At 71.8% G+C, this 13,539-nt stretch carries 7 protein-coding genes; 3 read left to right on the forward strand and 4 right to left on the reverse strand.

From position 1 onward, the window contains the following. Positions 1-36: 36 nt before the first annotated feature. Positions 37-999 carry a DMT family transporter gene (locus tag LNW73_RS21540; RefSeq protein WP_250991013.1) on the forward strand — a complete coding sequence of 321 codons (963 nt, stop codon included), beginning with the start codon at positions 37-39 and terminating at the stop codon, positions 997-999. On the opposite strand, the gene LNW73_RS21545 is transcribed toward LNW73_RS21540, so the two are convergent. After that, positions 983-2,404, reverse strand: a complete 1,422-nt coding sequence (locus LNW73_RS21545; protein ID WP_250975927.1) for an ATP-binding protein — start codon at positions 2,402-2,404, stop codon at positions 983-985. The genes LNW73_RS21540 and LNW73_RS21545 overlap by 17 nt on opposite strands. A 139-nt stretch (positions 2,405-2,543) precedes the next feature. Next, positions 2,544-5,123, reverse strand: a complete 2,580-nt coding sequence (pepN, locus tag LNW73_RS21550) for an aminopeptidase N (protein WP_250991014.1) — start codon at positions 5,121-5,123, stop codon at positions 2,544-2,546. Between the two features lie 185 nt (positions 5,124-5,308). On the opposite strand from pepN, the gene LNW73_RS21555 reads away from it, so the two are divergent. Together LNW73_RS21555 and LNW73_RS21560 are read left to right on the forward strand one after the other, a co-directional pair. After that, positions 5,309-6,178 (forward strand): ABC transporter ATP-binding protein, encoded by an 870-nt coding sequence (locus LNW73_RS21555; RefSeq protein WP_250975925.1) that lies wholly within the window; start codon positions 5,309-5,311, stop codon positions 6,176-6,178. Continuing rightward, positions 6,175-8,703, forward strand: a complete 2,529-nt coding sequence (locus LNW73_RS21560; RefSeq protein WP_250991015.1) for an ABC transporter permease — start codon at positions 6,175-6,177, stop codon at positions 8,701-8,703. The genes LNW73_RS21555 and LNW73_RS21560 overlap by 4 nt, the downstream gene beginning before the upstream one ends. Before the next feature lie 79 nt (positions 8,704-8,782). Here LNW73_RS21560 and LNW73_RS21565 read toward each other — a convergent pair whose 3' ends face one another. Further along, positions 8,783-12,100 carry a S8 family serine peptidase gene (locus LNW73_RS21565; RefSeq protein WP_250991016.1) on the reverse strand — a complete coding sequence of 1,106 codons (3,318 nt, stop codon included), beginning with the start codon at positions 12,098-12,100 and terminating at the stop codon, positions 8,783-8,785. Positions 12,101-12,255: 155 nt separating this feature from the next. Beyond that, entirely contained in the window at positions 12,256-13,263 is a 1,008-nt protein-coding gene (locus tag LNW73_RS21570) for a hypothetical protein (protein WP_250991017.1), read from the reverse strand. Positions 13,264-13,539 lie beyond the last annotated feature (276 nt).

Here is a 13,539-nt window from a genome sequence, read left to right on the forward strand (position 1 = left end):
GGCGACAGTGGGGAAACCGCCGACCGAAGGAGCCATGTGACCGTCCTGGATCACGCCCCCGCAACCGCCGCAACCGCCACAACCGCCACAACCGCCACCGCCACCCGTACCCCCGCCGGAGGCGGAGCCGGACTCGTGCTCGCGGCCGTGGCGACCGTCGTGTGGTCCGGGAGCTTCGTCGTCTCCCGGGCGCTGCACGACAGCGTGCCGCCCGTGCAGGCCGCGTTCTGGCGGTGGGTGATCGCGCTGGTCGCGGTCGCGCCGTTCGCGGTGCGGCAGGCGTGGCGGGAACGGGCGCTGCTGAGACGTCACTTCGGGTACATCGCGTTCGCCGCGCTCCTTGGCATCACCGTCTACAACACACTGGTCAACCAGGCCGGGGTCACCACCTCCGCGAGCAACATGGGCATGATCATGGCGGCGGCGCCGGTGCTGATCACCGTCTTCGCCCGGCAGCGGATCGGCGGGCGGCGGGCCGTGGGGCTGGTGATCGCGCTCCTGGGCGTGCTCACCCTGCTGGGCAAGGGCTCCCCGGCGGCGCTGCTCCGCCTCGACTTCACCACCGGCGACCTGTGGATGCTCGCCGCCGCCCTGTCGTTCGCCGGGTACAGCGCGCTGCTGCGCCGCAAGCCGGCCCGGATCGGCCAACTGCCGTTCCTGTTGGCCACCTTCGCGTTCGGTGCGGCGCTCCTGGCGCCGGTGTACGTCGTCAGCCTGGTGACGCAGGGCGGCTTCGCGCCCTCCGCCGGGACGGTGGGGCCGCTGCTCTACGTCGGGGTGTGCTCCTCGGCCGTCGCCTTCTTCGCCTGGAACAAGGCCATCTCGCTCATCGGCCCCGCCCGCGCCGGAATCGTCTACTACCTGCAGCCCGTCTGTGTCGCGCTGCTCTCCTTCGCCCTCCTCGGCGAGCGGACCGGTCCGCTGCAGATCCTCTGCATGGCGCTGATCCTGGCCGGCGTCGCCCTCGGTGCCTCCGGCCCGGTCACCGCCAGGCGGTGATCAGCTCCTCGGGCCCCACGGCCTGGACACCGTCCACCGACACACCGCTGCGCGCCACCGCGATCAGTGGCGTCGAGGTGTCCGCACCGGGCAGCTGGGAGCGATGGACGATCAGCTTGGCGAGGTCGTGCCCGTCGAAGGGCCGCTTCTCCAGCCACTTGACGGAGCCGACAGCCGTGATGCGCTTGGCGATCGGCCCCCGGTCGGCCGCCACGATGTCGATCTCGGGATCGTTGTTGCGGGTCCAGTAGCCGCCGACCGCGCCGGTGTCGTCGGGTACCCCGCCCGCCCGCATGCGGAAGAGGGCGTCACGCACCACGGGTTCGATCGCCCGGCCGCGCCACGAGGTCCACGTCTGCAGGATGCGCGCGAACGTCAGGTCGCCCCGGCCGCGTTCGATCTCGGACATGTACGGCCCGAGCAGGGCGAGCCAGAAGCGCAGGTGCGGGTCGGCGACGTAGTAGCGGGTCTCCTTGGAGGGGCGGGTCGACAGCGGGGTGATCGCCTCCACCACCCGCTTCGCGGTGAGCAGTTGAAGCGAACGGTTGAGGCTGGTGGGGGCGAGATCGCCGGCCGCCCGGCCGATCAGGGTGCGGGTCCGCTCACCCGACCCGATGGCCCCCAGCACCAGTCGCGCCTGTGCGTCGGCCGGGAACTCGGCGGCCAGCGACCGCTCCCCGCTCACGAGCAGCGCCGACGTCGGGTCCTCCACGACCTCGGCGAGGTAGTCGAAGACCCCCGCGCCACGGGGCCACTCCTCCAGCACGAGCGGCAGCCCGCCGGAGACGAGGAAGGCGTCGAAGGCGTCGGCGGGCGGCAACTGCAGCATCTCGGCCACGTCGGCCGGGCTGAGCGCGGGGACCACCATCTCGGTGCCGCGCTGGTGGAACGGGCGGTCGTAGTCGTTGAGCCGCTCCATCATCGCCAGGTCGGAGCCGACGCAGAGCAGCAGCACCGGCTTCCTGGACAGCTCCCGGTCGAAGAGCTTCTGGAGAGTGCCCTCGAAGCCCGCGTCGTTCTTGATCAGGTACGGCATCTCGTCGAGGACGACGGCGCTCGGCCGGTCGTCGGGCAGGGCGGCGACCAGCAGGCGCAGGGCGGCGTCCCAGTCCCGGGGGGACTGGCCGATCAGGGTCGCGGCGCCGGGCAGGTCGGACGCCGCGGCGGTCTCGACGAACATCCGCAGATCCGCCTCCGGGTTGGACTGCTGCGAGGCGGTGAAGAAGACGCTCGGCAGCCCGGAGCGCTCGATGAACTCCTCGACCAGCCGTGACTTCCCCACCCGGCGGCGGCCGCGGATCAGCATGGCCTTTCCCGGCCGCCCGGTCCGCCCGCCGTCCGCGACGCGCCGCAGCATGCGGTTCAGCGCGGCGAGCTCCGGCTCCCGGCCGATGAAGTTGTCCATCGCGGCCACCCTGATCAATAGGTCCATTTTTGGTACAACCAAAATCGAACCTACCAGAAATGGATGTGTTGTGCGTCACTCTGGTCATGCGTGAGGCCCCGGACCTGGCGGGTCCGGGGCCTCCCGTACAGAGCCGGTACTAGGCGGTGGCCGCCGCCGCGTCCGCCGCCTGGGCCTTCAGAGCGCGCTCCACACCCGAGCGGGACTCGATGACGAGCCGGCGCAGGGCCGGCACCGGGGTCGCCGAGGCGAGCCAGGCGTCGGTGGCGTCCAGGGTCTCCTGGGAGACCTGGAGGGCCGGGTAGAGACCGATCACGATCTGCTGGGCGATCTCATGGCTGCGCGAGTCCCAGACGCCCTTGACCGCGCTGAAGTACCGCTCGGTGTAGGGCGCCAGGAGCTCACGCTGGTCGGTCTGGACGAAGCCGCCGATCGCGGACTCCTGCACGGAGTTCGCGAGCTTGTCGTCCTCGACGACCGCGGCCCAGACCGCGGCCTTGGCGTCGGCGGTCGGACGGGCGGCGCGGGCGCCGGCCGCGTGCTCCTCGCCGGCCGAGGTCGGGTCGAGGGCGAGCTCCGCCGCGATGGCCTCCTCGTCCGCCTGGCCGGTCGCCGCGAGCCGGTGCAGCAGGGACCAGCGCAGCTCGGTGTCGACGGCCAGGCCGTCGATGACCTGCGAACCGTCCAGCAGCCCGGCGAGCAGCCCGAGCTGCTCCGGGGTGCGCGCGGTCGCCGCGAAGGCGCGGGCCCACGCGAGCTGGTGGTCGCTGCCGGGGGCGGCGGCGCGCAGCTGCTCCAGCGCGGCCTCCGTCCAGCGGGCCAGGCCGGTGTCGCGCCAGGCCGGGTCCGCGTACAGGTCGAGCGCGAGCTTGAGCTGGCGGTGCAGCGACTGGACGACGCCGATGTCCGACTCCTTGGTGATGCCGGAGAGCACCAGTTCCAGGTAGTCGCGGGTGGCGAGCTCGCCGTCACGCGTCATGTCCCAGGCCGCGGACCAGATCAGGGCGCGGGGGAGGGACTCGGTGAAGTCACCGAGGTGGTCGCGGACGACGGCGAGGGACTCGTCGTCGAGGCGGACCTTGGCGTACGTCAGGTCGTCGTCGTTGAGCAGGATCACCGCGGGGCGCCGGGTGTTCTGCGGGAACGGCACCTCGGTCAGCTCGCCGTCGACGTCCAGCTCGATACGGCTGGTGCGGACCAGCTTGCCGTCCTGGAGGTCGTAGCAGCCGACGGCGATGCGGTGCGGCCGCAGCACGGCCTCGCCCTTGGCGCCGGCCGGCAGCGCCGGGGCCTCCTGGCGGACCGCGAAGGACGTGATCGTGCCGTCCTCGGCGAGGGTGATCTCCGGGCGCAGGATGTTGATGCCCGCGGTCTCCAGCCACGCCTTCGACCAGCTCTTCAGGTCGCGGCCCGAGGTCTTCTCCAGCGCGCCGAGCAGGTCGGACAGCTGGGTGTTGCCCCAGGCGTGCTGCTTGAAGTACGCCTGCACACCGGCGAAGAACTCGTCCATGCCGACGTAGGCGACGAGCTGCTTGAGCACCGAGGCGCCCTTGGCGTACGTGATGCCGTCGAAGTTGACCAGGACGTCGTCGAGGTCGTTGATCTCCGCCATGATCGGGTGGGTGGACGGCAGCTGGTCCTGCCGGTACGCCCAGGTCTTCATGGAGTTGGCGAACGTCGTCCACGACTGCGGGAACTTGCTGCCCGGCGCGTACGCCTGGCAGGCGATCGAGGTGTACGTGGCGAACGACTCGTTCAGCCAGAGGTCGTTCCACCACTCCATGGTGACCAGGTCGCCGAACCACATGTGGGCCAGCTCGTGCAGGATGGTCTCGGCGCGCGTCTCGTACGCCGCGTCCGTCACCTTGGAGCGGAAGACGTACTGGTCACGGATGGTGACCGCGCCCGCGTTCTCCATCGCGCCGGCGTTGAACTCCGGGACGAAGAGCTGGTCGTACTTGGCGAACGGGTACGGGAAGTCGAACTTCTCCTCGAACCAGTCGAAGCCCTGCCGCGTGACGTCGAAGATCGCGTCCGCGTCCAGGAACCCGGCCAGCGACGGGCGGCAGTAGATCGCCAGCGGGACGCTGCGGCCCGCGCCCTCCCAGGTGCTGTGCACGGCCGTGTACGGGCCGGCGATCAGCGCGGTGATGTACGAGGAGATGCGCGGCGTCGGCTCGAAGCGCCAGACGTTGTCCTTGACGTCCTCGGGCTTGGGCGTCGGGGAGTTGGAGATGACCGTCCACCCCGCCGGGGCGTTCACCGTGAACCGGAAGGTGCCCTTGAGGTCGGGCTGCTCGAAGCTCGCGAAGACTCGGCGCGCGTCCGGCACCTCGAACTGCGTGTACAGGTAAGCCTGCTTGTCGACCGGGTCGACGAAACGGTGCAGGCCCTCACCGGTGTTGGTGTAGGCGCAGTCCGCGACGACGCGCAGCTCGTTGCGGCCGGCCAGGAGCGACGGCAGGGCGATGCGCGAGTCCGCGAACACCTCCGCCGGGTCGAGCGCGGTGCCGTTCAGCACCACTTCGTGCACGGTCGGGGCGACCAGGTCGATGAATGAGGACCCCGCCTTCGCGGCATCGAAACGCACCGTGGTCACCGAGCGGAAGGTGCCCCCGTCCTGCGCGCCGCTCAGGTCGAGGTCGATCTCGTACGCGTCCACGGTGAGAAGGCGAGCACGCTGCTGCGCCTCCTCGCGGGTGAGGTTCGTGCCAGGCACGGTAGGCCACTCCTTAATGAAGACTGACCGCCATCCTCGCACGCTGCGCGGGCCGGGATCAGGGTCTGCACCAGCTCCGGCCTCGGGTTTTCCCCACCCCCAAGACGCCGGGAACCGGCATGGTCCGGGACCCCCGGTGATCCGTAACTTCGGAAGGGTCGTCGGCAACCGAAACAGAGGACATCATGCGACTCCGGTCGAAGCACTCCAGCACCGCCCCCACGGCCCCCGCGGCGCCGCAGTACCCGCCGCGGACCAGCGGTGACACCGCGCACGGCCGTACCGGGACGGGCTCGGGTGCCGCCGTCGAGCTGCGCTCGGTCCGCCGTACCTACGGCCGCGGCGACTCCACCGTGCACGCGCTGCGCGGCATCGACCTGGCGCTGCCGCGGGGCAGTTTCACCGCGGTGATGGGCCCCTCCGGTTCCGGCAAGAGCACCTTCCTGCAGTGCGCCGCCGGGCTCGACAAGCCCACGGCCGGCACCGTGCACCTGGGCGGCGCCGACATCACCGGTCTCAACGAGAACAAGCTCACCCAGCTGCGCCGCAGCCGCATCGGCTTCATCTTCCAGTCCTTCAACCTGCTGCCGTCGCTCACCGTGCAGCAGAACGTGCTGCTGCCGCAGCGGCTGGCCGGTGGCCGGCCCGACCGGCGGCGGGCGGCCCAGCTGCTCGCGCAGGTCGGCCTCGAGGGGTACGGAAGCCGGCGGCCCGGTCAGCTGTCCGGCGGCCAGCAGCAGCGGGTGGCCATCGCCCGCGCCCTGATCACCGAGCCCGAGGTGGTGTTCGCCGACGAGCCGACCGGCGCCCTGGACACCAACACCGCCCGCGAGGTGCTGGGTCTGCTGCGGCACGCCGTCGACCGGCTCGGCGCCACCGTCGTGATGGTCACCCACGACCCGGTCGCCGCCTCCTTCGCGGACCGGGTGCTCTTCCTCGCCGACGGTTCGTTCGCCGGCCACCTGGAGCGCCCGGAGCCGACGGAGATCGCCGACCACATGGTCGCGCTGACCACCGGCGCCCGCCCCGAGCGCGCTGCGAGGGCCGCCGCGTGAACGGTCTCGCCCGCGCCTCCGTGCGCTTCCGGCCGGCGTCCTTCGCCGGCACGTTCATCGCCCTGCTGTTCGCCGCCGCCGTCATCACCGCCTGCGGCACCCTGCTGCAGACCGGGATCGTCGCGCACCTCGCGCCCGAGCGCTACGCGGGTGCCCCGGTGGTCGTCGCCGCCGACCAGCACGCCCGGATGACCGTCGGCCACGGCGAGGACCGCGACGAGGAGGCCGAGCCGCTGCCCGACCGGGCCCGCGTCGACGCCGGGCTCGCGGACCGTATCGCCCGTGAACCGGGTGTCGCCGCGGCCGTGCCCGACGTGGCCTTCCCCGTGCAGAGCAAGGCGCTGCCGGCGCTGACCGGCCGCGACTGGTCGGCCACCGCGATCAGCACCGCCCCCGCCGCGAAGCCGCTCGCCGAGGGCCGCGCCCCGGCGGCCGGCGAGGTCGCCCTCGACGCCGCGACGGCGCACGCCGCGAAGCTCGGCACCGGAGACACCGTCACCCTCGTCACGCCCGCCAGTACCGGCAGTTACCGGATCTCCGGTCTGACGGCGGCGGGGTCCGGTTCCGCCACCGCCTGGTTCGAGGACGCGGCGGCGGGCCGGCTCGCCGGCCACCAGGGCCAGGCGGACGCCATCGCCGTCTACCCGCGCGCCGGTGTCAGCACCGATCAGCTCGCCGGGCAGGCCGAGCACGCCGTCGGCGGGCACGCCCTGGTGCGGACCGGGGACGACCGCGGCGAGGTCGAGCACCCCGAACTCGCCGGCGGCAAGGAGATGCTGACGGGGCTGGGCGGCTCCTTCGGTGGCATCGCCGCCCTGACCGCGATCTTCGTCGTCATGGGCACCGTCGCCCTCGCCATCGGCCAGCGCAGCCGGGAGATCGCCCTGCTGCGGGCGATCGGCGCGACCCCGCGGCAGATCCGCCGTACCGTCGCCACCGAGGCGATGATCGTCGCCCCGCTCGCCGGCGCGGTCGGCATCCTGCCGGGACTGGCGCTCGCCCACTGGTGGTTCGGCCAGCTCGCCGACCGCGGTGCGGTGCCCGCCGGGCTGCAGGTGTCCACCGGCTGGATCCCCATGGTCAGCGCGGTCGGCGCGGGCCTGGTCGGCTCGCTCGTCGCTGGCTATCTGGCCGCCCGCCGGCCCTCCAAGGCCCGGCCCAGCCAGGCCCTGGGCGAGGCGGCGGTGGAGCGGGGGCGCCCCGGACCCGTCCGTACGGTGCTCGGCGTGGCGGCCCTCGCCGGCGGCATCGTCGTGGCGTCGCTCGCGGCCCACGCCACGGGGGAGGACGCGGCCAACATCGCGCTCGGCGTTGTGATGCTCTTCATGCTCAGCGTCGCGCTGCTCGGTCCTGTCGTCGCCTGGCTCGCCGCCACCGTCCTCGGACTGCCGCTGCGGGCGGGGGCCGCGCCGGCCGCGCTCGCCGCCGCCAACGCCCGTGCCAACTCCCGCCGGCTGGCCTCCGCGATCACCCCGATCGTGCTGGTCATCGCCTTCTGCGGCACGCTGGTCTTCATGCAGAGCACCATCAAGCACGTCTCCGCGGAGCAGGTGCGCGACGGTGTCGTCGCCGACCAGATCGTCAGCGGCACCGGCGCGGGGCTGCCGTCCACGACCGCCGCGGAAGCGGCGCGGGTGAAGGGCGTGGACGCGGCCGTCGGCATCCTGCGCACCGGAGTCCTCTACCGCTCGGCCGGCTCCTTCATCGGCGCCTCCACGCTGGGGGTCTCCGGGAATCCGGCCGACCTGGCCAAGGTGCTCGACGTCGGCGTCAAGGAGGGCTCGCTGACCGGGCTGGCGGCGAACGACACCGTCGCGCTGAACAGCCTGCTCGCCGACACCGCCAAGGTCTCGGTCGGCGACCGCATGGAACTGCGGCTCGGCGACGGCACCACGGTGCACCCCCGGGTCGTCGCCCTCTACGAACGCGGCCTGGGCCTCGGCGAGGTGCTGATGCCGCGCGCCGCGGTCGCCGGACACGTGTCGGCCGCGTACGACAGCCAGGTGCTCGTCCGGGACGCGGCGGGCGCCGACCAGGCCGCCGTCGCGAGTGCGCTGCGACGGCTCGACGCCCCCGGCGTCGCGGTCACCGACCGCGCCGGCTACACCGCCCAGGTCGACAAGGACCTGGAGCTCAACGCCTGGGCCAACCGCGTGATGGCGGCGGTGCTCGGCGGATTCGCCGCCGTCGCGGCGGCCAACACCCTGGTGATGACGGTCCTCGACCGGCGCCGCGAGGTCGCCCTGCTGCGGCTGGCGGGCACCACCCGCCGCCAGGTGCTCGGGATGATGCGCTGGGAGGCGCTGCTCGTCGGCACCGCGGGCCTGGTGATCGGAACGGCCATCGCCTGGGCGACGCTCAGCCCGATCGCCCGCGGGCTGACCGGCGGCGCCCCTTACGTACCGCCCACCGTGGCGGCCGCCATCGCCGGCGGTGTGCTCCTGCTGGGCCTGGCCGCCACCGGTCTGCCGGCCAGGGCGCTGCTCCGCACCCGCCCGATCGAGGCGGGGGCGGCCCGCGAGTAGCGGGACCGGGGAACACGACGGGGCGGGTGCTCGTGAGAGCACCCGCCCCGAAGCGGTCCTACAGCTGATCAGATGCTGGTCAGCCGGTGACCTTCTTGATGATGACGCTGCCGGTTCCGGCGATGGTGCCGCGGGAGTTCAGCAGCTGCACCTCACCGAAGAACTGACGTCCTTCGGGGGCCGGGGACGCGGCCACGACCTGCGCGGAGAAGGACGCCGAGGCGCCGTTCGCCAGCGAGACGGTCTTGGTCTCGTCGACCTTGACCTGGCCGAGCGAGTCCGCGAAGTACACGTCCTTGTAGTTGTACTCCGTGGTGCCCGCCGGGACCGAGTAGCCGGTCACGACGACGGTGTACGTACCGGCCGCCGGGTTGGCGATGCTGACGGCTTCCTCGGAGTCGCCGTCCGCGGACGAACCGACCTTGGTGGAACCGAGGTAGACCTCGAGGTCGAGGTCGGCGCCGGTGTCCGAGGTGGAACCGATCGCCACGTCGAGCCGGGAGGCGCCGGGGCCGACGACCAGCGTCGTCTCCTTCGTCTCGCCCTGCGCGATGGTCGGGCGGGCGGTCAGCGCGGAGCCGAGGGCGCCGCCCTTCAGCTTGCCGTCAAGGGCGGCGAAGCCGTTGGTGACCTTCCAGTTGACCGCGGCGGGGGTACCGACCTTGGCCTCGTCGAGGGTCTGCACGGCCGGGTCGAAGGACACACCCAGCACCGACGCCGTGACGGCGTACGGGTTGTTCAGCAGCGGCGAGGTACGGCGTGCCTCGACCTCGATCTCCCAGACGCCCGGCAGCGGGTCGGTGTACGACCGCAGGTCCGGACGGCACTTGTTGTTCGGGTTCACGTAGTTGAGGTAGCACGACGGGGTGGACGTGTCGTCCATCGGAACGCCGTACGGGTTGATCGCGATGAACCGGGTCTGGCTGGTCGCCTGGATGCCGCCGAGGGCGATCTCCAGGGACTTGGCGCCGGCCGGCACGTTCAGGAAGTACGAGGTGGTGCTGTTGCGCTGCACCACGCCCGACTCCTTGGTGGAGAAGGCGGGCTTGGCCAGCGGCTTCGAGACCACGACGGTGGCCAGGATCTGCTGGTCGGTGCCCTTGGTGCGCTTGTCGTCCGCGGTCAGGATGACGCTGTGCAGACCGGTGGTCCTCGCCTTCGCGGTGACCTTGACGGTGACCGGCACGTTCAGCGGCAGCGAGATCTCGCTGCTGCCGGCGAGCTTGAAGGTGCCGTCGTTGTTCACCAGCGCCAGCGAGTGCTTGACCGGGCGGTCGGAGCCGGTGGTGCGGGTGATGGTGACGTCGTACGTCCGGGTCTGGCCGGTCTTGAGGCCGCCCTCCCGGTCGTAGATGCCGGTGCCGAAGCCCGGGGTCTTCAGGAACGCCGACAGCGCGGTGTTGACCGGAGCCTTGACGGTGTACTCGTTGGCCGAGACACCCGCCTTGATCAGGTTCCAGGCGCCGTTGATGTCGATCAGACCGGAGCCCTCTTCGTACGCCTGCGTGCCCGCGATGTGCTTCGCGGAGCTCGTCAGCGCGGTCCGCAGGGCGGCCGGGTTCAGGGCGATGTTCTTCTGCTTCGCGGCGGAGATCAGCAGTGCGCTGGCGCCCGCGGCCTGCGGCGAGGCCATCGAGGTGCCCTGCAGCATCGCGTAGCCGGGCGGCAGGCTGTAGCCGGCCTCGGCGACCGGGCTGCCGGCCTCCCAGGTCGGGACCGTGTTGATCGACGCGCCGGGCGCGGTGATGGTCGGCGTGAAGCCACCGTCCTCACGCGGGCCGCGCGAGGAGAACGGCATCATCTGGTACGCCTTGTCCACCTGCGAGCCGTAGTTGGCCGCCCAGGTGTCCTTGGAGATCGACGCACCGACGCTCAGGACCTTGTCGGCCAGGCCGGGGTCACCGATGGTGTTGGCACCGGGGCCGCTGTTGCCGGCCGAGATGACCAGCTGGACGCCGTAGGTGTCGATGAGGCGCGTGTACAGCTCGGCGCGCGCGTTGTTGGCGTCGTTCAGTGCGGGCAGGCCGCCGATGGACATGTTGACGATGTCCACGCCGTGGTTCACGACGAGGTCGATCATGCCCTCGGTGAGCGCGACGTTGGTGCAGCCGCCGCTCCAGGTGCAGGCGCGCGAGGAGACGATCTTCGCGCCGGGAGCCGCACCGGTCATCTTGCCGCCGAACAGGCCGTTCGCGGAGGTGATGCCCGCGACGTGGGTGCCGTGCTCGGACTGGACGAGGCCGATGTTGACGAAGTCGGCCTTCTTGCCGACCCAGTCGCCGCCGTACGGGTCCGTCGGGACGTCCTTGCGGATCTGGACGACGAACGGGATCGACTCGGAGATGGCGGTCGCCGGGTTGTCCGTCCCGAAGTGCGCGATCTGGAAGCCGTTCTTGTACGGCTTGAGCGCCTCGTCGTCGCTGAAGTCGCCGTTGTTGTTCAGGTCGACGCGCACGGTGCCGGCGGCGGCGTCGTAGAGCACGCCCCAGACATCGGTGGTGTCGCCGTCACGGTTCAGGTCGCCCGCCATGTCGCCGCCGACCGTCGCGGCCTCGGAGAACGTGTTGAACATGTACGAGCCGGCCGGCGCGGTCCAGGTGCGGCCCGCGATGGTGAAGGTGGGGCCGGAGACCGCGGCCGTCATGCGGCGCCAGGTGGCGTCGCCGTCGGTTATGGGGTCGGTCGAGGTGACCCAGTCGACGATCTTGCGCTCGCCGGTGGTGGTCTTCTGCAGCGCCGGGTGACCGAGGTCGACACCGGAGTCCAGGATGCCGATGGTCACGCCGCGGCCGTCGGCCTTGGGCTGGTTCTTGACGAAGTCCACCGCGCCGGTCTCGAAGGCCGGCTGGTACGGGTTCTTCACCGGGGTGCTCGCGCTGGGACCGGGGTAGGTCTTCGCGGCGGCCTTGCCCTTGGCCTTCGCGCCCTTGGCGGTGTCCGCCACGGGGGTCGGGTCGTCGAGCGCGATCTCCTGCTTGAGGTCGATGCCGTGGACCGAGGTCAGCTTCTGCGCCTTGGCGATCGCCGCGTCCGCCTTGGCGGTCGGGACGGTCGCTCGCACATAGCCGAGCTTGTCGTAGGTGCTCCCCACCGAGGCGCCGGAGGCACCGAGCTGGTCGACGACCTGCTTGGTGGCGCCGGGAGCGGTGGCGATCATCATCGTCACGGTCTTGTCGCCGTCGGACTTGGCCTTGGCCAGGAGCTCCGCGTCGGCAGAACCGAGCTTGTCGGTGGAAGCCTTGACCGGGGCGGAAGCGGGGCCGCCGGTCGGAGTGCCGCTGGGGGCGTTGTCGGCGAACGCGGTGGCGGACCCGGTCGCGGCCAGTGCGGCCACCAGGCCCGCGGCGAGCGCGACGCGGGCCACGCGTCTCTTGGCGCGTATGTGATCGAGAGGCATGGGCATCCTTGTTCGGAAAACGGTGCCGGTTGACCGCTAAGAGTCACGTAAGCGACCGGTGTTTGTGGAGAGTTGTCCGAGGCAGGATGTGGACATGACGTATTTCCGCCATACGCCATCACCGGCAAAGCGCGCGTAAAGGAGTAAAGCGCCGGTCAACTCGGGGTCACGACCACGTAAGCGGCCGGAGTCCGGTCCGTCGAAGCCATCAGCGCGGTGCGCACCACGGTCGCCTGCTGTTCCAGGGTGTCCCGCAGTTTCTTCGGGGTGAGGTGCACGACGGTGATGCCGAGTCCCTCCAGGTGCTCGCGCTTCTGCGCGTACTGCGACCACAGGGCGTCGTCGTCCTGGCGGGGTCCCCGCGCGTCGATCTCCACCGCCACCGCGTGCTCCGGCCAGTACGCGTCCACGCCGCCCAGCGACGGCCCGCCGGGCAGCCGCAGATCGACGTGCCACACCGGGTCCGGCAGGCCGAAGCAGGCCACCATCTCGTACAGCCGGCCCTCGGCGAGCGCCCGGCCCTCCGCCAGCAGCGCGTCCACCGCGTCCACCACGTGCGGCCGGGACAGCAGCCGGGCCCGGCTCAGCTCCCGGACCACCGCGGCGGCCTCGCAGTGCCCGCCGCGCACCGCCTCGGTCAGCAGCCGCCGAACGGTCTCGGCGTCGTCGAGGTCCGCCACCGCGTCGGCCAGCGCACGCGGCACCGGGGCGCACGGCAGTCCGGTCACCTGCTGCGGCCGGGGCAGCGTGTGCGCCCGGCGGATCGCCACGTCCCCGGCGTCCCGCAGCCGCCGCTGGCGCGGCACCAGGACGTCGATCCGGTCGATCCCCAGCAGCGGCGGCACCGAGGAGAACCGGTGCAGCGCCAGCGCCGCCAGCCCGGTGACCATCGCCTCGCCGTCGCCGGGGCCGCCCGTGCCGCCCGGCTCGCAGCCCGCGTACAGCAGCGCCGCCCGCAGCCGTTCGTCGCTGGTGGGCGGTCCCGCGTGCAGCAGGAACACCTGCGGCAGCAGCTGCTGCCACGGGCCGCCGGGCCGGCACCGTTCCGCCAGGGTGCTCGCGGTCACGCCGTGCTCGCGCAGCTGACGTGTCGTCAAGATCCTTTGCTGGGTGCGGGAAAGGTGGTCCAGGGGGCGCGGGGTGTGCGGTGCGTTGTGGTTCATGTCGGGTTGGTTCCGCCGCTGGACCGCCCGCTAACCGCTGTTACACAGCCGTCGACAAACCGGGACAACTCCGCACTAAAGTTCAGGCGTTCGGATGCCGATGGGCGAATTTCACCTATTCGGATGACAGCCCCCGGATACCGCCGGGAGACGCCCCGAGCCGTGTGATGGACGGGCGGCGGAAGCCGGCCCACTTCACGGCGGAACCCCGCCGCGTCACCGTTCGATGGGGTGACGCTCCCCCAGCTACCGCTGGGAGGTGCCCCCAGGTCCGCA

Origin of the sequence: Streptomyces sp. RKAG337 (assembly GCF_023701715.1) — a bacterium.
Taxonomy (GTDB): domain Bacteria; phylum Actinomycetota; class Actinomycetes; order Streptomycetales; family Streptomycetaceae; genus Actinacidiphila.

What these genes read in the sequence shown, in the direction of transcription:
- LNW73_RS21545 (WP_250975927.1), bottom strand. Translation starts at nt 2,404, where the DNA reads ATGGACAACTTCATCGGCCGGGAGCCGGAGCTCGCCGCGCTGAACCGC.
- LNW73_RS21555 (WP_250975925.1), top strand. Translation starts at nt 5,309, where the DNA reads ATGCGACTCCGGTCGAAGCACTCCAGCACCGCCCCCACGGCCCCCGCG.
- LNW73_RS21565 (WP_250991016.1), bottom strand. Translation starts at nt 12,100, where the DNA reads ATGCCTCTCGATCACATACGCGCCAAGAGACGCGTGGCCCGCGTCGCG.
- LNW73_RS21570 (WP_250991017.1), bottom strand. Translation starts at nt 13,263, where the DNA reads ATGAACCACAACGCACCGCACACCCCGCGCCCCCTGGACCACCTTTCC.